Raw genomic sequence first — 22,256 nt, 5'->3', positions numbered from 1 at the left:
TCACGCTTTCTTTATAATGACGCTGATCTACTAATTGCCTTTTCTAAAACCAGTGTATTTTATGAAATGCTTTTCAGGTCAAGTTTTATTTTTAAAAAAATACTTTACAATGAATTATGAAAGGGCTGGTTTGTATGACCAAACCGGTAAAGCAAGAGTTGAATTTTCGTCTGATTGAACGTTCTACTGCTTGAAATTCCCTCTTTCTATGGGGGATTCTTTGGATAGAAATGATCAAAATGGTTAGCCCGGGGAAGGAATAAATAGGATTGATTCAATATGTTTCAGTTGATTATGGCAATATTTTCGTCTTTTCTCGTGGAAATGGAACACCCGTTGTTTTTGATTGCAACAACTAATTGATCAGGTAGAAAAGAATCAATAAAGGGTTTCTATAAAGACCATGTTCATTAAATCCTCTGAAATAAACAGAAAAATCTTCCAAAATGTAATTAGATGAAAGTCGCTCCAATATCAAACCAGGAAGGCGGATTTTTTTATGAGTTTACTACGACTTTTATCTATAAGTATCGCCAATCAATCATCTGGTTCAGGTCCCTTTAATGATCTCAGTTAGCTGAATAAAACAATGTTGCCTTGCTCGCAAATATTAATGCGTTATTTTGCAAGAACATAAAACTTTCCTTTAGGGAGGAATACGATGTCCGACACCAAAATTAAAAGAACCGCACTTATGAGCGCATACCTTCGAGCCCACCATGCTGTTTATGCAACGCCTAAAATCTTTGACGATTTTATGGCACCTCATTTACTGACTGAGGAAGAACTCGTAACGTTTGATAACGTAATGGTGACCGCACTGTCAATGGTTGACCCAAAGCGTGCTGCTCAGAGTCCCGACCGGGTGGCTGCAATCGCTTCCATGGTACAATCTTTCTTTCCGACTTCCCTCTTCCTCAGTCGTTCGAGATATACGGAAGATCACCTGAAAGCAGCTATTCAGCAAGGTGTGACACAATATGTCATTCTCGGTGCCGGAATGGATACCTTTGCGTTTCGGAATGCTGAATTGCGTCACAATTTTCAAATCTTCGAGATCGATCACCCCGCTACGCAAGATTTCAAGCGAAAGCGCCTCGCTGAGCTAGGGTGGGACATTCCATCCAATCTACATTTTATTCCGGTCGACTTTACAAAACAAAAACTGGATACGGAATTGGTGAACACATCATACGATCCCAAAGCCCCCACCTTTTTCAGCTGGCTCGGCGTAATTCATTACTTACCGCACGATGTGGTTTTCCACATACTCCGAACGATCACAGGCATCAGCCCCTCAGGCAGTATGATCGTCTTTGATTACTGGGAACATGATGCGTTCATTCCCGAAAAAGCCGCAGCACGTGTGAACATTATGCAAGCAATGTTGCGTCAAGTGGGCGAGCCTATGGTGACGGGACTTGATCCCTCCACCCTCGCCTCGGAGCTCGAATCGGTAGGCTTACGCCTGGTGGAACATCTCAGCCCATCGGATATCCAGGACAGGTACTTTCAGAATCGTTCGGATGATTACTACGCATACGAGCATGCGTATTTCGTAAAAGCGGTGGTGGAATAAACTTAAAAATTTTCCCTGATTCAAGCACACGGCAGCGGATAATACCCGCCGCCGTGTTTTTATTTCCCTTTTGAATATGCTCAAACTATCTCATTGTCCTACCCGTTAGCTTGACACTCCACACGGCTGAAGCCATGGGATTCCTGGATCGTTAGCGTCCACTGGTGATCTGCTTGGGAATTTTCTTTAAGCTGATATTGGTTAGTTAATAATCGTTTGGCAAGCAAGGCGATAACCTTCTGCCAGTTCTTTTTTTAATTTGCCTAATTCTTTTGAAGTCGGCGAAGATATTAATTCTGATCCTTCCATTACCCTTACCTTGCATTTCCCGCAATTTCCTTTTCTGCACTTATAATCAATCAGTTGATTTTGGCTGAGAGCGGCCTCCAACATCGTTTTCCCTGAATGCGGAGTTAAAGTGAATATGCGGTCATGTTGCTTTACTTTAATAAAAGGCTGAGATGTCATCTTATGCTTGGTTGTTGTTCTGCTAGTAGAGAGGTTAATGGTTTGTTCACTTTTCGCAGCTGGCTCCCCCTTTGTTCCAGGGAGTAAAGATCCTACGGTTAATTGTTTCTTTCTCAAAAAACACTTCCCCTTTTCGTTCTATTTTTATTAAAAATATAAACAGATTACCAAAGGAATCATTTACCGGAATGTACAATCCGAAAACATCTTGACGATAATAATTATTTTCATTTAACATGATAATGAGAATTAATTTCAGCGGTGTGTTTCCTCTGAGGAGGTACCTTCATGAACTATGAGATCAACGGTTTTGCAGATATATATACGATTCTGTCGAATGAACGAAGAGTTGGCGGCGCCATTGAAGCGGAAAGCATTCAATTGCGTTCGGGAGAAGTGTTTAAACATCCGGTTGTAACCAATATTGATTTTACAGGTTCCACTTTTTATACGATCAGTTTCATTTCTGACACCGGACTCAAAATGATCGTAAACGTAAATGAAATTCGCGCTATAGTTTCTCCTGCGCATAAACGGATTAAGGACCTTAAAAACAGCTACTACAAAAACCTGAAGGTGAATGAGAAACTAAAATATTTAAATCGTCTTTGTGAAGTGAATGAGGGCTGCTATACAGAACCATTCGTACAAGAAGTCAAGGCAATCATAAATGATATTGGTTTAGAATCCGTGGGTAGTCAACTGAACATTGATTTCCTTCGCAAAAAACAAAATGTGGTTCAAATTGCTTAATGAGAAAAGTCACTTTTACCCGAGCATAAATGAGGTAATGATGTTCTGCCTTCGTCTGAAATATGTATTTTTAATTCAAATAGAAGTAAGACCAGATGATCTTACTTCTATTTGCTTTTACCATCCGGATCTTCTAATGTACAAATGGCGCTTGGCCGTTTAATACGAAGAACAAGGGATTCGTAGACACGAAATAGATAGTTCATATTTTCTGTATCAAGAAAAATGGTATCAAAGTCTTCGGCAATCGCAAGATCAAGGTTTTGTCTGCCTGTAGCTACGACAACACCAGCTTCACCAGAAATCACAGGAGATTGATAAACGCCATCCGTTACTAATTCGCGAACATGTTCAATTTCGAGGACATGGGTTCCTTCGTGAACACGGTGCAATAAAGCATAAAGAGACGGGGAGACCACTAAAGCAAAGGGTCCGGTATGTCCCATGCTTAATAATTTATTCCTTGCTTCCACCACATCCGAGAAAGCATTGCCTGACTTCATCCAATCGCTGCGAATGTGGGTTAATCGTCCTTTGACGTTCATCAGCCCTGGCAGATTAAATTGATTGGATCCGTTAAAAATCAAGTTGTCTTCTAGCAGTGCACATTGTTGAGCAGCATTTGCAGCTGGCGAAAAATCAATCGGAATATCTAAAGATTTGCTTTGTTGAATGTCACGCCAGTACAAAATAAAATCCTTATACAACATGGGAATGGTAAGATTGACACGGCTTGTAGAAAGGGAAAGACCTGATACTTCACCATGCAGACTCAGATTACCCATTTCCGGTCTTTCAAAGATATCATTAACAACCGTTTGAACTCCTTCACCAAGCGGTCCATAAATATCAATAAATCTTCTTCCGACTAATTGTCTTCTGGCGCTTTCAATAACAGTCGCCTCTAAAGATTCCCATTGATCGGCATCAAAGGGTGCTTCCGGAAAACGTGTTATTTTATCCATCTTCTTACCTCCAATTACTTTTTTAGGCTTCCTACCGTTAAGCCTTTCTTTATGAAATGTGTTTGTGCATGTATTGAACTTTGGTGGTTGGCGGAAGCAGCGCCATCTGTGTACATTTCAATTTTTAACGCTTCCTTCACATCTTCCTTTTCGTCCATTGGCACGGAACCTCCCTTAGAAGCAGCACCATCAAACTGTTCATTTAATTCTTGTAAGATTCTTTTTGTTTCCTGGTAATCTTCAAACGTCATATCTCTTAACTGTTGGAGTCTATTAATATGTTCCGTATCTTTGAACTGAAATAAAGCTAAATCTAAATGCTCCAAAAAGTTATGTAGTCCGAATTTTTCCAAACTAATATCTTGCAATACATGAATAAATTCGGGATTACCCATATGTTGATTTGTCGGGTATTCAATGAAGGTATCAAGTTTTGGCAATAATTCTTGCAAGCGGTCAGAGCGATGTTCTTCTTCTTCGTAAATGTGATGAAAGTATAGCCTTTCGTGTTCGTCCTTCGCATTTTTAATGGCCGGCTCCAAAATTCCCATAAAATCAACAATCGCTTCTTTTGTGCGGTTAAATATGTCCTTTAAATGCAAAAAGCTATCTGTCAAAATAACTTCCTCGCTTTCCGTAATCTCACCTTCCAATATGGACTTAATTTCTTGCTTTTATACTTGTTTTTGTTATCAAGCCAATCGTTTTTGATAAAAGTTTAATACTCGTTGCAACTGAACTAGACATGAGCTAAAACGACAAAAACGGCAGCCATATAGCTACCGATTTCCAAAATCCCCAATATACCGAGTTACTTAACCTATACTTTTTTTCCACCCGCCCAATAACCAATCCATCTGGTTCAGGTTCCTCCTTTACTTGATTCTATTTATTTGATTTTCAGTTTTAATTGGTTAGCTTGATTCGAAAAATTCATTTTTCTGTTTAAATGGGTTTCTTATCTTTATTTCATCATATATATGCTAACATGAAAGAAAGATAAATTTCTAAATTAAGACGATTAAAACATTCGCAGATCAAAAATGAAAGGAGCCATATACATATGGATTTCAGCTATGTGTCTCATCTCTCCTGTCCCAAATGTCATCAAACATATCATTCAGATCAACCCCATCACTTGTGTACATGCGGTTCTCCTTTATTGGTTGACTATCATTTGGACGACCTGAGAAACGTTCTTCAGCCGAAAGATTTGTCAGAAAGAGAAAATTCACTGTGGCGATATCATGAACTGCTTCCAGTAAAAAAGAAAGAGAATATTGTCACCCTTGGTGAAGGAATGACACCGCTGTTGCCAATGCCCAAATTGGGCCAGGACATGTCAATTTCCTGTTTATTGATGAAAGATGAAGGCCTGAATCCAACTGGATCTTTTAAAGCACGTGGAGCAGCAGTGGGGATCTCCAAAGCCAAAGAACTGGGTATACAAGAAATAGCGATGCCCACCAATGGGAATGCAGGGGCTGCCTGGTCACTTTATGCTGCCCGTGCTGGTATCAAAGCAACCATTGTCATGCCCAAGGATGCACCTACAATCACTCAAACAGAATGTGCGGTCTCCGGAGCCCATTTATCTCTTATTGATGGCCTCATCAGTGACGCTGGAAAAATCGTGGGTGAGGAAATAAAGAAACATGACCTTTATGATGCATCTACTCTGAAAGAACCTTATCGAATTGAAGGCAAAAAGATGATGGGGATTGAAATTGCGGAGCAGATGGGATGGAAAGTACCCGACGTGATTCTATATCCTACAGGTGGTGGGGTCGGACTGATCGGAATCTATAAAGCACTGAAAGAATTGCAATCCCTGGGTTGGATTGATGACAAACTTCCCAGACTGGTAGCCGTTCAGGCTACAGGATGTGCCCCCATTGTCGAAGCATGGAAAAAAGGAAAATCTGAATCCTGCTTCTGGTCCGATGCTTCAACGGTTGCCTTTGGTATCAATGTCCCAAAAGCTCTAGGGGACTTTCTCGTCCTAGAAGCGATCTATCAGACGGATGGCTGTGCAATCGCCATTGATGACGAAACTTTACTCTCTGAACTGCAAAAAATCGCACAACTAGAAGGAGCATTCGTATGTCCGGAAGGAGCCGCTTCATTTGCTGCAGCACGTCTGTTACGAGAAAATGGATGGATCAAGGAGAATGACGTTGTTGTCGTTTTAAACACAGGTGCCGGTATCAAATATTTTGATACAGTACGAAACGTTTTATTTATCACTAAATAAAGGGATTTTTATCTGAAAAACGTCTCTTATAAGAAATTCTATCATTATGAAACAAGAAAATCTGATATAATGAATTACAGAAAGTTTTAGTTTATTGGCTTAGAATGCTCAATGATATCAAGTAACTTTTAAGGCCTGTAACATTATTGAAAGAAATAAGAAAAATTTTTGTAAAGGAGGTACATTTATTGGAGGCAGTAGCACCACAGTTGGAAAAAGTCGATCACAAGAAATTAACAAAAGGAGAACTCTTTAAGCGTAGTGTCTTTATTTTGTTGGGAGCCATACTGGTATCTGTAGGATTGGAAATTTTCCTGGTTCCCAATCAGGTTATTGATGGAGGAATTGTAGGGATTTCCATTATCCTTTCCCATCTGACAGAACTAAATCTAGGGGCTTTATTATTTGTACTCAACCTTCCATTCTTTTTTTTAGGTTACAAACAAATCGGAAAAACCTTTGCGCTATCTACATTGTTAGGTGTCATCATCATGTCTTTTGGTACAAACTTACTCCATCCAGTTCCAGGGCTTACCAACGATCCACTTCTGGCAGCCGTCTTTGGTGGAATTATTTTAGGGATAGGAGTCGGATTGGTCATCCGATATGGAGGATCACTGGATGGAACTGAAATCCTGGCCATCCTTTTTAACAAAAAGTTACCTTTCTCAGTAGGCCAGATCGTATTGTTCCTTAACCTGTTTATCTTGGGAAGTGCAGGGTTCGTGTTCGGCTGGGATCGAGCAATGTATTCACTGATTGCTTATTTCATCGCCTTTAAGATGATTGATACCACCATTGAAGGCTTTAATGAAACCAAGTCGGTTTGGATCATTAGTGATGAACCTGAAAAATTGGGAGATTGTATCTTGAACCGTCTGGGACGTGGAGTCACTTATTTAAGAGGAGAAGGTGGATATACAGGTGAATCCAAGAAGGTCATTTTTTGCGTAGTCTCTCGCTTGGAGGAAGCCAAACTGAAATCGATTGTAGAGGATGTAGATCCTCAAGCCTTCCTGGCAATCGGTAACATTCATGATGTGAAAGGCGGAAGGTTTAAAAAGCGTGATATTCATTGATCCTCCTTGCATTCACTGTACCAGAACAGGGTATGTTTCTGATGTGAGGAAAAAAACTTCATTTTGGGATCGTTTAAAAATATGGTACATTAGGCATTCAGATTAGAGATTGAATTTAACTAAAGCCGATTTCCGTTTTCCTGTATGGATGGAATCGGCTTTTTCCCATATTGAAACGCCCCAACCAGTAGTTGGTTGGGGCTCAGCTTGATGACAAAGTTTCCGTTATATGCCGGTTTTCCTTTTCCGTTTCACTCCCGCTCAATAAAAACGAGCAAGAAGTCGTTCAACTGGAAAAGGAAAACCGGGTTTGTCAACAGCCTCGTTTGTTAGTTTTTTACAAACTATTTCAATCGGATGTACATTCGTCGATAGGGATTCTATAAAATGCCAAATTAACGCATGTGATTTAACTGATCGAACTTTTCCATGATGATAGAAAACAATGGGGAGTCCTGCCCAATTTTCGTATAATGATGAATGGTTTCAGCCAGCCCTTTTTCCTTTATGGTTTTCTGGATGCTTACCGCTTCCGGATCTTTATCGTAATCAAACAGAAGCGCCGCAGCGATTCCGATGCACAGATGTTCGGGCATGATCCCATAGTTTAATGATTGAACGGCAGGGCCAACCAAACGGTCGCTGGGGCCGAGCTTTCGGATCGGTGAGCGACCGATTCTTGTAACCTCGTCAGAAAGATGGGGATTGCTAAAGCGATTCATAATCTTGTGAACGTATTGCGCCTGCTGTTCAGGATCGAAAGCATATTTGGCCACGAGCAAGCGGCTGGTTTCCGAAATCGCCTGCTTGGTCACATCACGGATATATTGATCTTGCAATGCCTGATCAATAGTCTCATATCCAAAATGATAGCCAAGGTAAGCGGCGGTGGCATGGCCGGTATTTACCGTATACAGCTTGCGCTCGATATAGGGCTCAAGGTTCTGGACAAAGGTGATTCCAGCAATCTCGGGGACTTCACCCACGATCTTGGACTGATCCACCACCCATTCGTAGAAAGGCTCAACAGTAACAAGCAGTCTGTCTTCATGCTTTTGCAACGGAACGATGCGATCCACGGCCGCAACCGGGAAACCGACAAGTTCATCTACTTTTTTTCGTACGGATTCATCCAAATGTTGATAAACGTGTTCTTTTAAAATGGAACTTCCGCCCACTACATTTTCACAAGCAATGATATTGAGTGGCTGTGAATTGGTTTTAACCCGTTCGGTCAGTCCTTTTGCGATGGTGGGAGCAATGAGTTTCAAAACATGTGGACCGACTGCGGTTGTAACCAAGTTCGCCTCAAGCATTTCGGTTGCCACAGCATCTGTGTCTTGGCCGTTGATGGCTCTGACGCCGCTCACTTTGATTTTTTCATGGCCAGAATCGGCGATTTCCACCACATATTCTCGTCTGCGATTGATTTCATCAACGATCTCCTGAACCACATCCACAAAACAAACTTCATATCCGGCACCGCTCAGCAATGCACCGATAAATCCCCTGCCGATATTTCCAGCACCAAAGTGCAAGGCCTTCACATCACATGCCCCCTTCCAAAAGGGCGATCAACTCTTCGGCCGAGTCGGTTTGAACGAGTTTCTTCACGTTTTCTTCTTCGGAACAGATCACGGCGAGATTCGACAGGATCTCCAAATGCTCATCACCGACTGCAGCAATGCCGATTACCAGATAAGCGGTATTGCCATTTCCGAAATCAACTCCATCAGGAATTTGCACAATGGAAATCCCAGTGGAGCGTATCCATTTTTTAGCTTCCTGAGTACCATGAGGAATGGCGACTCCATTACCGATATAGGTTGTCAGATCTTCCTCACGCTCGAACATTTTATCAATGTATTCTTCTGTGACATGATTTCCTGCGACCAACAGTTTTCCTGCCAATTCAATTGCTTCGTTCTTTGTGTTTACTTTTTGATTCATGAGGATTTTCTCTTTGGATAAGATGCTCATCCTGACCACTCCTTGTCGTCCATTTTTTCGAAACAAAATCGGTATAAGCTTTGAGTAAAATATTGCTGAATGATGGCTGCGTCATCAGTTTCAAGAATTCTTCTGGTTTTTGGCTCGATAAGCAATGCGCTGATTTCGCTTAATATTTTTATCGCTTCCTTCGGAGCTGAAGCCGGACTTAGCATGAGAAGAATCTTATCGATTTCGATGGTTCCTTCATCCATGGATTTGAGCGGAAACGGTTCACTCAAGGAATATAGGGTTAAAGAGAGTCTGGTTACATGGTCGCTCCGGCAATGGAACAGCCCCAGCTTTGTGTCCGGAATCCCCAGACCGCCCAGCTTCTCCCGTTCGAGCAATTGTTGAACAACCGGTTCACTTTGTGAAATGACTCCTAGGCATTCCAGTGTTTCACATGCTTGAAAAAGGATCTCTTCCAAGCTCATCCCCTGATTCTCTATTTTCAATAAATGAAAGTCCTTCATCAATTGAATGGCATGTCCAAGGGCAGAGTGGATGGATTCCAGCTGATCCAGACTATCGGCTGGTGGCGCTTGACTCTTTTTCACATCGGATGAAGGGGTATATCCCTTTAAAAAAGAATGGATCTTCTCGATATCCCTTTTCGTCAGCATGGGACTGACTATGAGATAATCCCCAGGATTTTTGGAGGGGATGGGAATCGTGGAAATGATAAAGTCGTATTCATGGTCATCAATGTCATCCAACTCAAACACAGATGCGTTCCGTTGCACCTGGATATCCGGGATTGCGCTTTGCAGACGGCTCGCCAACAACTTCGAAGAACCGATCCCGCTTGAACACACGATCAATACGCGAAAACGCTTTTTGGCCCGGAGCGTCCGTTCCAATGAGGAACCGATATGCATGACCAAATATCCAATCTCTTCATCAGGCACCTTCAAACGGGGGAATGCCATTGTGGCCGCTTGCTTAACGACTTGGAACAAATCCGGATAGTCCTCTTTGATTTTGTCTAACAGCGGATTTCGGATTTTCATGTTTTGCTTCATCCGATGAATCGCCGGCTCCAGGTGGGCGATGAGGTCTTGGAGCAAAGAACGATCCTCGCTCAGATTGACTCCCAACTTATCTTCACAAATGTGAATGAGATTGGTGGCGATCGCGGTCAATTCGGCATTGGGATCTTCCAGTACCCCAGTCTGTGAAAGCCTGAGTTTGGCCCCTCTCAGATGCATGGTGACATATCCGATCTCATCCTTGGGAAAGGAAATTCCGAAATAAGATTCCATTTGAGCAACAATTTGTTTGGCTGCCTGAAACTCTGGCGTATGCTCAAGTTCTTTCAAATAGTTGGGTTCGATCGCAATCTTTTCTCCTTTTGCCATCCGTTCCATAGCCAGCGAAAGATGGATGACCAGCCCGATATAAGCACTGTCGGCCAAAGGATAGGGAAGGAGGTCGCTCAAATGGCGCAATGCGTTTTCGATCGCCACCAATTTTTCCTTTGGGATCAGATTGAGCAACCGTTCTGATGCAGTATTCATTGTTTGAAGAGACTTGTTTTGGATGTTTTCTTTCAACAGCCCGAGAAGTTGCGACTCTTCCATATTCTCAAAGATCAACGCACTGATTGCTTTTCGTTTGGATGCTTCGCTTCCGGAAATTTCGATCCCATATCCGCGGCGCCTGATCAATTCAAGGTGAAACTGTTTAACCCATTCATCCAATTGATCGAGATCGTTGCTGATGGTAGCAGGCGTCACTTTTAAATCATGGGCCAGCGAGATGATCTTCACCGGTTCGGCAGATTCCAACAGGGTGCATAGAATGAAGGTTTTCCGTTCAGCCGGGGTGTATTCAATGGGAGTGCTCTCAAACAAGGCTTGCTTCAGTTCTTCCCTTTTTTCTTTTTTGCCTTGAATCAAAAGCCCCATTCCTGCTTTTTTCTCCATGATCAAATCATATCTTTTGATCAGTTTTTCGAGCTCTTTCAATTCCCGATGAACCGTACGGGAACTGACTTGCACTTCTTCGGCAATTTTTCCGACCGTGATTCCTTCAGGTTCTCTCAGCAAAATTTCAAGGATATGGCGCTGCCTGGAGGAAATGTTCATCATCCTATACCTCCGGTTTTAATCAAGAGATCAACACAGGCCCAAAACGAGGGTTTATCTACTGTTTATTTTGCTCGCTAAGTCGTTGGGTCAATTCATCATACTTCGGGCTGTTCAAGAAATTGTCTACGGAAATGTGCTCAGCCTGTGGAGCTTTTGCTTTTGCACGGTCAGTCAACGATTTTTGCGTGACTACAATATCCGCATCTTCCGGAATATCATTAATTGCGGCATTGGTTACTTCAACCGCAATATTTGCGTCCTTGAACTTTTTCCGCAAAATTGAAGCCCCCATGGCACTGGAACCCATTCCGGCATCACAGGCGAACACAACCTTTTTCACGGTAGCCTTTTCTATTTGCGGAGAAATAGCCTGATCCACCACTGCGCTATTTGTCCCCTTCATTTCTTGCATCTTTTCTGTCGCTTTTCCCAAGTCTTCTTCATCACTTACCGGCCTGGTTTTGAGGAAAACCGCTGAGATCAGGAAGGATATGGCCGCACTGATGGCAACACCAGCCAATATTGGGAAAAGGCCACCTTTGGGTGCCATTGCGATCAGAGCAAAAATGCTTCCAGGTGATGGCACGGCCACAAGACCGGCATGCAGCATTTGGAAGGTGAATACGCCGCTCACTCCGCCTGCGATTGCTGCGAGGACCAACCATGGATTCATCAGGATATAAGGGAAATAAATCTCGTGAATACCACCCAGGAAATGAATGATGGCGGCACCTGGAGCCGATTGCTTCACAGTTCCTTTGCCGAATAGCCAGTAGGCCAGCAGAATGCCCAATCCAGGCCCTGGGTTCGGCTCAAGCAAGAAAAAGATGGACTTGCCTGCTTCTGCCGTTTCTTTCAATCCCAAAGGACTTAGCACACCATGGTTAATCGCGTTATTGAGGAACAAAACTTTGGCTGGTTCGATAAAAATGCTGGCTAAAGGCAGCAAACCTGCTTGAACAATTCCTTGCACACCGGATGCTAGCAACTGTGTTGAAGTGGCTACAACAGGCCCAATGGCAACATAACCCAAAACGATTAAAATCGCCCCGACAATTCCCGCCGAAAAGTTATTGACCAGCATTTCAAAACCTGCCGGAATTTTTCCTTTGAATAGCCCGTCCACCTGCTTGATCACCCAACCAGCGAGAGGGCCCATGATCATCGCTCCCAAAAACATCGGGATATCCGTACCGATGATGATTCCCATCGTCGCAAGAGCGCCGATTACCCCGCCTCGCACATCGTAAACCATCTTGCCCCCGGTATACCCGATCAGAAGAGGCAACAAGTATTTGATGGTCGGACCGACCAGAACCGCCAATTTCTCATTGGGAATCCATCCAGTCGGAATGAACAAAGCGGTAATCAGTCCCCACGCGATAAATGCCCCAATATTGGGCATTACCATTCCACTTAAAAATCTCCCGAATTTTTGTATATGGACACGTATGCTTGCGTTATTTTCCACACGTTGCATCGACCCGCCCATGAAAAAAACTCCTTTCCATATAAAAATTGTTAAAAAAGATAATGATATCCTATGTAAATATAGTAAATCTTAGTCAGTGCCATTACAACAAAATGAAAATATAGCTTCGTCATAAGGGATGTTGACAAAAATAAAAAAGCGTTAAGTGAATATTGAGAGGATGTTGATAAAATATTGGGAAAATATTGAGAGGATGGGGGTGGGGTTAAATAAGCGGTTCAACGTCATACAGGTTTGAACTCCATGGAAAATGTGCATGTACCAGTTTTACTTAAGCCGATTCCGTTTTCTTGGATGGATGATAAAGAAATCCTTTTCGCAAATCTTTTTCGATAATAGAAAAATCTCTCACTCACAGATCGATGAGAGTGAGAGATTTACTGTTTTGTCCAATATGAAAATGTTTTCTCTACTCCTTGATCGCTCCAGCGGTGATCCCGGAGATGATGCGCCGTTGGAAAATCAAGACCATGATGACAATCGGAATGGTCACAATCACAGAAGCAGCCGCAATCTCTCCCCAGGGAATGGTATGCTGTCCCTGGAATAGCGCAATTCCCACTGGTACCGTTTTATATTGTTCATCCGTATTGATCGCCAGCGAAAACAAAAACTCATTCCATGCAGCGATAAATACCAGGATCGCTGTCGTAAACGTTCCAGGCAGTGCCAGCGGTAGAATCACCCTGCGGAAAGTCTGCATGATGGAAGCTCCATCCACCTTGGCTGCTTCTTCCAGTTCAACGGGGATTTTGCGGTAAAATGCCGTCAGATTCCAAACAGCAAGTGGCAAGGCAAAAGTCGTGTAAGGAATAATCAACCCCAGATAGCTATTGGTTAAACCAACGGACTGAGTAAACAAGAAAATCGGTGCAAGTGTGGCAATTTGCGGAAACATGGATACAGCCAGCACAATCCCCAAGATGATCGTCTTTCCTTTAAAATGTAAACGAGCGATGGCAAAAGCTGCAAAAGAGGCAACAACAATACAATACAGCGTGGTCAGTGTAGCCACTACAAAACTGTTCCACAGATAGACATGAAACGGACGTTCTGTAAACACACGTTTATAGTTTTCAAAAGTAGGCTGGGAAGGAATAAAGCTGAATGCTTTCTCTCCAAATAGCTCAATGGGTGGTTTGATCGAAGCAATGAATTGCCAAAGGAACGGAAACAATACAACAAACAGGAAACAGATGAGCAACGAATAAAATAGCGGACCATTTTTTTTCTTCATGGCAAGTTCCTCCCCTCTACTTTCTGCGACCATCGCTGACCAAATCTGTACCTAACCATCGAACAAAGATAATACTAATGATGGCTACACAAATAAAGACAACCACTGATAATGCGGAACCTTCACCAAAACTCAACTGACCAAACATCGTTTTATATGCATAAATGGAGATGGTCTCTGTAGCGTTGGCAGGTCCTCCCCCAGTCAGCACATAGACTAAGTCGAACACTCGAAATGCATCCAATGTTCGGAACAAAAGGGCCACAAGGATCGCTGGTTTCAACAAAGGTAAGGTGATGCGGAAGAATTGTTGAACCTTGGAAGCTCCATCCACTTCTGCTGCTTCATATAAAGATTGGGGAATGGTTTGCAAGCCAGCCAGGAGAAGGAGTGCCATAAATGGAGTGGTTTTCCACACATCCGCAAAAATAATCGCAAACATGGACCCGGCCTTGGTTGTCAGCAATTGCCCCATATCGGGAACGATCCCGATCAATTCAAAGAATTTAGCCATAATTCCATTTTGCCCATCAAACATAAACTTCCACATTAACGCAGAAATAACGGTTGGAATTGCCCAGGGAACAAGCACTGCCGCTCTTACCAATCCCCGTCCAAAGAACTTTCGATTGATCAAAAGGGCAATCCCCAGTCCCAAAACCAGCTCCAAGAAGACCGAGATCACCGTAAAAAGAATGGTGTTTCCCAGTGATGCCCACATACGTGAATCAGAAAGGAATTTTTTATAAAAATCAAAACCGATAAAATTCGGAGAAATCATCGCACCACTAAGCCCTTTGGCAAGTCCATAAAGCGTATCATCTTTTAATTTCTTTTGTTCCACTAACTTTTTCAGTTGATTCTGGACTGCTACCAGTCTTTTTTGTAACTGCTCCCCCGTCTGTTGATCTACCGAAACAAATTTCAGTTCCTCTGGAATGGGTGTGCCATTTAATAATAGTTCATCCACTTGTTCATATTGTTTGGAAAATTTCTTATTTTTATCCATGAGCCCTTTGATCTCTTCGACTTCTTGCCTAATTTCCTGTAATTGCGTGCTGGTATCCCTTGCCGACTTATTGCCTGTTTCCCGCAAATTCTTGCTTAGAACAGGATAGATTTGGGCCACCTTTTCTACATCAACTGCATATTGATAATGAATCTGTGATCTGGTTGGATCATTCAACCTGACATCAAATAAACTGATCCAAAAAGAACGGATAACGGGCCAGATCGCTATGATTAATATAATGATCAAAGCAGGCGCTACTAACAGATAACCGATTCGCTTCTCCGACATTTCCATTTTGCTGCTTTTCATCTCATCACCACCTATTAGTAAAGAAGAGAGTCATAAAGCCAGATGGCTTATGACCCTTCCATCACATCTATTTCACCAGTTTTTTCAATTGAGCATCGATATTCTTGATCGCATCCTCAGCAGATTGTTTACCAGTAATCGCTTTTGATACCTCAATTTGAATGACATCAGAGATCTTCGGATAAATTGGGGAAATCGGTCTAGGCACAGCCGAGCTGATTCCATTCACGAAGTTTTTATTTGAGAATAATGGACTTGCTTTTTGCACTTCTGCATCATTATAAGCAGGTAAATAGGCTGGTGCTTTACCACCGATCACAGCGGACATTTTCTGTCCTTCTGCTCCTGCTACAAATTTCAGGAATTCCCAAGCCTCTTTTTTATGCTTGGAATATTTGTTAATTCCAGCCATCCAACCGCCCAATGTTGCAGCTGCTTTTTTGTCACCTTTCGGTAGAGGTGCCACATCGATCTTTCCAACAATTTTGGACTGTTTTGCATCTTGTGCAATCGCATATTGATAAGGCCAGTTACGAATCATCGCTGATTGTCCTTGAATAAAGGCTGTATGTGACTCTTCTTCCGTAAAGGTACTGATATTGGTAGGAACAAATTCAGATCTGGCAACTTCAACCATCTTCTTCAGGCCTTTTACACTTTCTGGAGTATTGATGGCGACATTTCCATTTTGATCCAGGATCTGTCCCCCATAAGAACTGATAAACTCCAAAAAGTTACAGACAAGCCCTTCATACTGTTTTCCTTGCATGAGGTATCCAAACTTTGTTTTTCCTTGACTCTTTGCTTCTTTTGCTTTTTGAACTAACTCATCCCATGTTTTAGGTGGTGTAGAGATCACATCTTTACGATAGAACAGAAGTCCTGCATCAACAAATCGTGGAATTGCATATTGTTGGCCATTTACCTTTCCTGCCTCAACCGCACCGGGAATATATTCATCCAACTTCACTTTATCTTTCTCGATAAAACGATCCAATGGTTCCAAATAACCGGCGCTGGCAAATTCAGCAGGCCAGATTACATCCAGATTCATGACATCGATTTCGCTCGATTTTGCACTGAACATGGTAACCAATTGGTCGTGATTTTGACCGGTATCAGAAGGCATTTCTTTTACCTTCACATCAATATTGGGGTGTGTTTTCTTGAAAGCTTCTACGATTTTCTTGTTTTCTCCCGTATTATCTTTGCCATATGCCCAGACAATGGTTACTTTTCCCTCTTTACTCGTCTCACCTTCGCCTTTTCCGCCAGTCGAACATGCTGTCATGAAAACGAGGAACATGATCAGGCACGCTGCCAATCCCTTTTTCCACCGATTCATCGTCTTCCCTCCTGTTGTCTCATTATATGGTTTGTTTTCAACTCCACGGACCAAAGACGAAAAACGAACATTCCAAAATCAATCACGATTTTTGGCTCATCACCTCCTCTCCATTAGAAACGAATCAACTCTCCCTTTTCTGCTGATTGATAGATGGCATCCAATATTTGCTGAACCAGCAAACTCTGCTCCGGCTTGCAAATGGGTTCCGCTTTTCCTTCAATCACATCCACAAAATGCTTTAGCAAATTGAGTCGCTCATCTTCTGGTGGAAGGTGTGAAATCTGATCCACAGGACCATCGGGGCTATCCGTATAAAGTGTGAGTTTTTTATGGAATAAATCCAGCTCTGCACCTCCTTCTTTTCCATATAAACTGACATAGACACGCTCCTGGGCAATATGACTTGCCCAGCTGGCGTCCAGAACAAGGGATGAACCCTCTTCAAACTGGATCATGGCCACTGCCAAATCCTCAACATTATAACTTCCTTGATCAACCACTTTTCCATAACCGAGTAACTTCTTTTTCTCTGGTCCAAATACATCATAGGTTTTTCCCATCACCGAAACCGGTTTGGGAAAATCCATTAACCATAGGGTAAGGTCCAATACATGAACGCCTACATCGATCAATGCCCCTCCACCAGAAAGCTCTTTTTGAGTAAACCAGCTTCCCCATCCCGGAATCCCATTGCGACGAACCCAACCTGTTTTGGCATGGTAGATCTGTCCCAGTTTATTTTCTGCAATCCATTTCTTCAGCATGGTGGTCTCAGCATGAAAACGATTATTCTGGGCAATCATGAGCACCTTGCCAGTCTGGTCAGCGGTCTCGATCATCTGCTTGGCCAATTCGCTATTCAATGCCATTGGCTTCTCAGATAACACATGCTTTCCGGCTTTCAAAGCATCAATTGCAACAGGAGCGTGGAGAAAGTTTGGTACACAGATGATAACAGCATCCAAATCATCATTCTCCAGCATTTCCCTATAATCTTGATAGACATTGGGAATCTGGTATTTCCCGGCTTGTCCAATCGCAACTTCTTTAACAACATCAGCAATTGCGCCAACAACAACTCTGGGCTCTTTTTGGATCGCTTTTAAATGCGCTTCCGAAATGCCTCCTGCACCTACAATGCCAAATTTCACAGTTTGACTCATTTACCGACGCCTCGTTTCTTGGTATGATGGTCAGTTGGTTTCCCTGTAAGTTACTCTCTCTGTGATACTGCTAGCCTTGGATCACTTACTCAACTTCATCCACTTTCACCCATGTCCGTTCAGCGATGGAGCGATCTACCGCTTCCAACACTTGCTGGCATTTCACACCATCATAGAAGCTTGGGGCAAATGGACGGTCATGAACAATACTGTTAATGAGCTCATAGATTAGATGTACAAATCCATGCTCATAACCAATGATATGTCCGGCAGGCCACCAATGTCCGGCATACGGATGCACTGGCTCTGTTACATTGATTGTACGGAATCCTTGAACATGTTCATCATCATCCGTGAAGTAAACCTGGAGCTCGTTGAGCCGTTCCAGATTGAAACGAATGGATCCCTTACTTCCGTTGATTTCAAAGCAATTTCCATTTTTCCAACCTGTTCCATAACGAGTCGCTTCAAATGTACCGATAGCGCCATTTTTAAAACGAGCCAGGAACGATGTCGAATCGTCAACTGTTACTGCGCCTTTCTGATCGGGCTGATCAATCAGTGGCCGTTCCTTTACAAATGTCTGGCTTTGCCCGATCACTTCATCAAATTCACCAATCAAGAACCGGGCCAAATCGATACAATGTGAGTTAAGATCCCCATGAGCTCCTGAACCGGCTATTTCTTTACGTAGACGCCATGTGAGAGGAGCGTTGGGGTCAACGAGCCAATCTTGCAAATATTGTGCCCGATAATGATAGATCTCTCCCAAACGCCCTTCATCGATCAGTTGTTTTGCCAATTGTACGGCAGGCAGAAAACGGTAGTTAAAACAAATTCCGTGTTTTACCCCTGCTTTTTCTGCCGCAGCCAACATTTCTTTCGCATCTTTTAGCGTCATCGCCAAAGGCTTTTCACACAAGACATGTTTTCCGGCTTCAATCGCTCCAATGGCAATCTCTTTATGCATATCACTGGGTGCATTAATATCGATGAGATCCAATTCCGGCTGCTCGACCATCTCCTTCCAATTTGTCTTTACCTGTTCCCAACCAAACTGTTCGGCCGCCTGCTTGACTGCCTGTTCATTACGCCCGCAAATCGTATGCATGTAAACGTTTACATCCAAATCGAAGAACATGCCTACATCTTTATATGCATGGCTATGCGCCTTACCCATGAACTTGTAACCAACCATCCCAATCTTAAAATCACGTTTTGTTGACAAAGGATTCCACCTCTTTTGACTAATATTAAGTGAAGTGACATTTTATATCAATATATAAAAGATTTATATATTTTTAAGCGTAACAGGCGTTGTCGTAACACCATATCTACATGAAATAGATTGTATCCAACGACCCTGCTTGAGCTTTTTCTGATTCAAGGTAATCGATTACATTTTTTGTGGATTCATGAATCGCTCCACACAGAGGGATTGCCACAAGACTGTCGGATCACCAACTCATAAGGAAGCACAATATGTTCGCGTTTCAACATCGGATTATGGATGAGTTGAAGCAAAAGTTCCATTGCTTTCTGCCCAATCTGTCGCCTCGGTTGAGAGATGGTTGTTAATGCTGGCTCGACAACAGTGGACATGGTGATATTATCAAAACCAACGATGGCGATATCTTTTGGAACAGAAAGACCATGGTTTTTAATTGCTTTTATGGCTCCAATAGCCATCTCATCATTTGCAGCAAAAATGGCTGTTGGTGGGGATGGAAGTTGGAGCAGTTTCGTTGCCATCTCAATTCCAGATTGAATCCCAAAATCACCTTCAGTGATATAAGCTGGCTCAAATGGAATGTCATTTTGAATAACTCCTTGAATAAATCCTTGCAAGCGATCCCGACTTACAATGACTTGCTGGGGCCCTCCGATATAGCCGATTTTGCGATGACCCAAATTGACAAGGTAATTCACGACACACTGAGCGCTTCTCACATTATCAATCGTCACCATCGGCAACTCGGCCCCTTTAATATACTCGCATGCAAAAACGATCGGAAACTCTTGAGCCAGCTTAAGAAAACGTTCCTTCGGATTACGGACAGTGACCAAAATCACGCCATCTGCCACTTTTTCTTTGACCATTTCAATAAACTGAATCTCGCGTTTTACATCATTATTGGTATTTCCAAGCAATACATGATAACCATGTTGATTTGCGATTTCCTGAATTCCCAAAACAATTTCAGTAAAAAAGGGATTTGAGATATCTGGAATCACGACGACAACTGTCTGAGATTCTAGCCTGCGCAAATTACGTGCCAGCCGATTTGGTTTGTAGTTCAGTTGTTTTATTGCCTCTAAAACTTTCTGTCTCGTTTGCTCACGGACTTTTCCTTTCCCCATCAAAACTCTCGAAACCGTCGCTACAGAAACACCAGCCAATTTTGCTACGTCAATCATTTTTGCCATACATACAAGTGCTCCTTAAATGTAATCGATTACATATATTCACCAATAAAACTAAATCAACAGAAAGATTTTGTCAAATACTTTTTTTATATTTTTTACTCTTTTTCTACTAATTAACTTATTTTTTGATGATTATCTGCATGTTTCTGTCAATAAAGGGCTCTCAATATCCTTCCCATTCCTTTTTAAAGATGTAATCGATTACAACCACCACATCTCAGATAGTGATTCACGTGGCAAAACCTGTTTCAAGTTGTTCACTGCTTTTTGGAATCCTTCTTCAATCGACAGCAAGGCATCTTCATGTTCAATACTGATGACATAGTCATAACCGGTCAAGCGTAAAGCACTGAACATATCTGCCCACTCTTTGAGATCATGACCGAAGCCTACCGTACGGAACTGCCATGCACGTGTTTGCATTCGATCATAAGACTGCATATCCAATAGACCGTACATATTGACCTGTTCCTGATCAATCACGGTATCTTTCGCATGGAAATGATGAATAGCTCCTTCCCTTCCCAAAATTTTGACGGCTGCTACTGGCTCAATACCCTGCCACCACATATGGCTAGGATCAAAGTTAGCGCCAATCACTTCACCTACCGCTTCTCTCAACCGCAGCAGAGTTGCTGGAGTATGAACAGAAAAACCACCATGCATCTCCAAAGCAACCTTTACATGATGCTCTTCTGCCAATTTTCCTGCCTCTTTCCAATAAGGAATGACCTTTTCTTTCCATTGCCATTCCAGCACCTCACGATAATCATTAGGCCATGGGGCTACCGGCCAGTTCGGATGTTTGGCCCCTTCGTGATCTCCAGGCGTACCAGAGAAAGTAATCACCACTGGCACTTCAAGGAGTTCTGCCAGCTTGACCGTTTGCACAAATGTATCATGATAATCTTTTGCAATTTTTTTATCGGGATGAAGTGGATTTCCATGGCAGCTCAGTGCACTGATCATTAAACCCCTGTCTTCTACTGCTTTCTTAAACGCTTTACGTTTGGCTTCATCTTCAAGAAGTTCTGCCGGATTGCAATGTGCATTTCCCGGATAACCTCCTGTTCCCAATTCGATCGCTTCTACTCCAGATGCTTTTACATAATCAAGCATCTCTTCAAATGGCTTTTGACTAAACAGAACAGTAAATACGCCAAGTTTCACTTTCGCTTCCTCCTTGAATGTAATCGATTACATTTTTATACATAAAGGTTGAATACTTCCTATATCCCTATTATAAATAATTATACAAATAAATAGGAAGATAGTTTTTTATCATAATGTTGTATTAGAATAGATAAGATAATTTCATTTTATTTTTGCTTAGAATTATTTTTTGGTTTGTTTTGAAAACTGGTTTATAAATTATTTGGATTGATAAGGGTTCCGATAGAATAACGCGAATTTACCACATTAAGGACTCAGAGATAAACAGCATATTCTCTTTTCATGTGATCACCTTTGTAGTGAATTTTGATGTTCATGATTATATTGTATTAAAAAGCAAGTTTTTCAGAAAATGTTTTCCTTAGGTCGGCGATTGGTCGACTCTTTTTTTCCCTTTTGGTAAAAGTTTGATCTATTTCCATTGATAATCCGTTAACTCATGTCTGCTGTAATATTCCATAGTATTCATTATGATGCATAACTTCTCTTTTTGTAATAAGCTCTAGGGTCTGCTGGCAGCCTACCCATTTTGTTTTTTAGCAGGCAGTAGGCTTGATGACTTCCCATTGTTGATCCGTTATCTCATGTTTACTAATAATTATTTATATTTAACGGTATTTTCTGATTACTTTTGAAATAATATTCGACATCTCTTGAAACCGAAGTATATACATGCTTTTTTGTTTCCGGAGCTGTCCATGATATAAACACGTCCGAAGTAGTGTAGTGCCTATGTATAGGTAAAATTTCTGACGGTATTCTTTTTTCATTGTTATGTGTTTTAGATGATTAAATTTATTGTACATATAAATTTTTCTTAAGGGATATCCTTTGGATAGAAAAAGCAAAAGGAGGGACTACCCATAAGCGTATTAGGCGGTAACGCACAAAAAGAGCCTTTACATTGTGGTGAAG

18 protein-coding genes are annotated in these 22,256 nt (G+C 42.1%); 4 read left to right on the top strand and 14 right to left on the bottom strand.

Annotated features, from left to right (window positions below):
- The first annotated feature begins 661 nt into the window (after window positions 1–661).
- Complete coding sequence (locus tag BMZ78_RS12050) at window positions 662–1,579, top strand: class I SAM-dependent methyltransferase (protein ID WP_093230622.1); 918 nt, start codon at window positions 662–664, stop codon at window positions 1,577–1,579.
- A gap of 201 nt (window positions 1,580–1,780) precedes the next feature.
- Here the strand turns inward: BMZ78_RS12050 and BMZ78_RS12045 are convergent, their stop codons facing one another.
- Window positions 1,781–2,164, bottom strand: a complete 384-nt coding sequence (locus tag BMZ78_RS12045) for a 2Fe-2S iron-sulfur cluster-binding protein (RefSeq protein WP_093230621.1) — start codon at window positions 2,162–2,164, stop codon at window positions 1,781–1,783.
- A gap of 171 nt (window positions 2,165–2,335) precedes the next feature.
- Between BMZ78_RS12045 and BMZ78_RS12040 the strand changes: the two genes are divergently transcribed.
- Window positions 2,336–2,800 (top strand): hypothetical protein, encoded by a 465-nt coding sequence (locus BMZ78_RS12040; protein ID WP_093230619.1) that lies wholly within the window; start codon window positions 2,336–2,338, stop codon window positions 2,798–2,800.
- Window positions 2,801–2,907: 107 nt separating this feature from the next.
- Here BMZ78_RS12040 and BMZ78_RS12035 read toward each other — a convergent pair whose 3' ends face one another.
- Both BMZ78_RS12035 and BMZ78_RS12030 read right to left on the bottom strand, forming a co-directional pair.
- Window positions 2,908–3,765 carry a family 1 encapsulin nanocompartment shell protein gene (locus tag BMZ78_RS12035; protein WP_093230618.1) on the bottom strand — a complete coding sequence of 286 codons (858 nt, stop codon included), beginning with the start codon at window positions 3,763–3,765 and terminating at the stop codon, window positions 2,908–2,910.
- A gap of 14 nt (window positions 3,766–3,779) precedes the next feature.
- Complete coding sequence (locus BMZ78_RS12030) at window positions 3,780–4,382, bottom strand: IMEF encapsulin system ferritin-like cargo protein (RefSeq protein ID WP_093230746.1); 603 nt, start codon at window positions 4,380–4,382, stop codon at window positions 3,780–3,782.
- A gap of 446 nt (window positions 4,383–4,828) precedes the next feature.
- On the opposite strand from BMZ78_RS12030, the gene BMZ78_RS12025 reads away from it, so the two are divergent.
- Both BMZ78_RS12025 and BMZ78_RS12020 read left to right on the top strand, forming a co-directional pair.
- Window positions 4,829–6,019 carry a threonine synthase gene (locus BMZ78_RS12025; protein WP_093230616.1) on the top strand — a complete coding sequence of 397 codons (1,191 nt, stop codon included), beginning with the start codon at window positions 4,829–4,831 and terminating at the stop codon, window positions 6,017–6,019.
- Window positions 6,020–6,207: 188 nt separating this feature from the next.
- The gene (locus BMZ78_RS12020) at window positions 6,208–7,098 is read left to right on the top strand and encodes a YitT family protein (protein ID WP_245739844.1); all 891 of its coding nucleotides are present in this window, start codon (window positions 6,208–6,210) and stop codon (window positions 7,096–7,098) included.
- 395 nt (window positions 7,099–7,493) lie between these two features.
- On the opposite strand, the gene BMZ78_RS12015 is transcribed toward BMZ78_RS12020, so the two are convergent.
- The 11 genes from BMZ78_RS12015 to BMZ78_RS11965 all read right to left on the bottom strand — a co-directional run bounded on the left by BMZ78_RS12015 (window position 7,494) and on the right by BMZ78_RS11965 (window position 21,338).
- A complete protein-coding gene (locus BMZ78_RS12015) occupies window positions 7,494–8,645 on the bottom strand; it encodes a mannitol-1-phosphate 5-dehydrogenase (protein ID WP_093230615.1) in 1,152 nt (383 codons plus the stop codon).
- 1 nt (window position 8,646) lies between these two features.
- The gene (locus BMZ78_RS12010) at window positions 8,647–9,078 is read right to left on the bottom strand and encodes a PTS mannitol transporter subunit IIA (RefSeq protein WP_093230613.1); all 432 of its coding nucleotides are present in this window, start codon (window positions 9,076–9,078) and stop codon (window positions 8,647–8,649) included.
- Window positions 9,075–11,180 carry a BglG family transcription antiterminator gene (locus BMZ78_RS12005; RefSeq protein ID WP_093230612.1) on the bottom strand — a complete coding sequence of 702 codons (2,106 nt, stop codon included), beginning with the start codon at window positions 11,178–11,180 and terminating at the stop codon, window positions 9,075–9,077. Before BMZ78_RS12005 ends, BMZ78_RS12010 begins: the two co-directional genes overlap by 4 nt.
- 55 nt (window positions 11,181–11,235) lie before the next feature.
- Window positions 11,236–12,660, bottom strand: coding sequence for a PTS mannitol transporter subunit IIBC (locus tag BMZ78_RS12000; protein ID WP_093230743.1), 1,425 nt, complete (start codon window positions 12,658–12,660; stop codon window positions 11,236–11,238).
- Between the two features lie 421 nt (window positions 12,661–13,081).
- Window positions 13,082–13,909 (bottom strand): carbohydrate ABC transporter permease, encoded by an 828-nt coding sequence (locus BMZ78_RS11995; protein ID WP_093230610.1) that lies wholly within the window; start codon window positions 13,907–13,909, stop codon window positions 13,082–13,084.
- Between the two features lie 16 nt (window positions 13,910–13,925).
- Complete coding sequence (locus tag BMZ78_RS11990) at window positions 13,926–15,230, bottom strand: carbohydrate ABC transporter permease (protein ID WP_093230609.1); 1,305 nt, start codon at window positions 15,228–15,230, stop codon at window positions 13,926–13,928.
- Between the two features lie 67 nt (window positions 15,231–15,297).
- Window positions 15,298–16,575 carry an ABC transporter substrate-binding protein gene (locus BMZ78_RS11985; protein ID WP_093230607.1) on the bottom strand — a complete coding sequence of 426 codons (1,278 nt, stop codon included), beginning with the start codon at window positions 16,573–16,575 and terminating at the stop codon, window positions 15,298–15,300.
- A gap of 113 nt (window positions 16,576–16,688) precedes the next feature.
- On the bottom strand, window positions 16,689–17,741 hold the full coding sequence (locus BMZ78_RS11980) for a Gfo/Idh/MocA family protein (RefSeq protein ID WP_093230606.1): 1,053 nt from the start codon (window positions 17,739–17,741) through the stop codon (window positions 16,689–16,691).
- 85 nt (window positions 17,742–17,826) lie between these two features.
- A complete protein-coding gene (locus tag BMZ78_RS11975) occupies window positions 17,827–18,939 on the bottom strand; it encodes a Gfo/Idh/MocA family protein (RefSeq protein WP_093230741.1) in 1,113 nt (370 codons plus the stop codon).
- 215 nt (window positions 18,940–19,154) lie between these two features.
- Complete coding sequence (locus BMZ78_RS11970) at window positions 19,155–20,168, bottom strand: LacI family DNA-binding transcriptional regulator (protein ID WP_093230604.1); 1,014 nt, start codon at window positions 20,166–20,168, stop codon at window positions 19,155–19,157.
- A 201-nt stretch (window positions 20,169–20,369) separates the two neighbouring features.
- The gene (locus tag BMZ78_RS11965; RefSeq protein ID WP_093230603.1) at window positions 20,370–21,338 is read right to left on the bottom strand and encodes a sugar phosphate isomerase/epimerase family protein; all 969 of its coding nucleotides are present in this window, start codon (window positions 21,336–21,338) and stop codon (window positions 20,370–20,372) included.
- Window positions 21,339–22,256 lie beyond the last annotated feature (918 nt).

Source organism: Thermoflavimicrobium dichotomicum, assembly GCF_900114055.1.
Taxonomy (GTDB): Bacteria; Bacillota; Bacilli; order Thermoactinomycetales; family Thermoactinomycetaceae; genus Thermoflavimicrobium; species Thermoflavimicrobium dichotomicum.
The sequence above is the reverse complement of the archived record's forward strand: the minus strand, read 5'-3'. Positions and strand labels throughout refer to the sequence as shown.

Coding starts and splice junctions, on each gene's coding strand:
- BMZ78_RS12050 (WP_093230622.1), top strand. CDS start 662: ATGTCCGACACCAAAATTAAAAGAACCGCACTTATGAGCGCATACCTT.
- BMZ78_RS12040 (WP_093230619.1), top strand. CDS start 2,336: ATGAACTATGAGATCAACGGTTTTGCAGATATATATACGATTCTGTCG.
- BMZ78_RS12035 (WP_093230618.1), bottom strand. CDS start 3,765: ATGGATAAAATAACACGTTTTCCGGAAGCACCCTTTGATGCCGATCAA.
- BMZ78_RS12025 (WP_093230616.1), top strand. CDS start 4,829: ATGGATTTCAGCTATGTGTCTCATCTCTCCTGTCCCAAATGTCATCAA.
- BMZ78_RS12010 (WP_093230613.1), bottom strand. CDS start 9,078: ATGAGCATCTTATCCAAAGAGAAAATCCTCATGAATCAAAAAGTAAAC.
- BMZ78_RS12005 (WP_093230612.1), bottom strand. CDS start 11,180: ATGATGAACATTTCCTCCAGGCAGCGCCATATCCTTGAAATTTTGCTG.
- BMZ78_RS12000 (WP_093230743.1), bottom strand. CDS start 12,660: ATGCAACGTGTGGAAAATAACGCAAGCATACGTGTCCATATACAAAAA.
- BMZ78_RS11995 (WP_093230610.1), bottom strand. CDS start 13,909: ATGAAGAAAAAAAATGGTCCGCTATTTTATTCGTTGCTCATCTGTTTC.
- BMZ78_RS11990 (WP_093230609.1), bottom strand. CDS start 15,230: ATGAAAAGCAGCAAAATGGAAATGTCGGAGAAGCGAATCGGTTATCTG.
- BMZ78_RS11985 (WP_093230607.1), bottom strand. CDS start 16,575: ATGAATCGGTGGAAAAAGGGATTGGCAGCGTGCCTGATCATGTTCCTC.
- BMZ78_RS11980 (WP_093230606.1), bottom strand. CDS start 17,741: ATGAGTCAAACTGTGAAATTTGGCATTGTAGGTGCAGGAGGCATTTCG.
- BMZ78_RS11975 (WP_093230741.1), bottom strand. CDS start 18,939: ATGGTTGGTTACAAGTTCATGGGTAAGGCGCATAGCCATGCATATAAA.
- BMZ78_RS11970 (WP_093230604.1), bottom strand. CDS start 20,168: ATGGCAAAAATGATTGACGTAGCAAAATTGGCTGGTGTTTCTGTAGCG.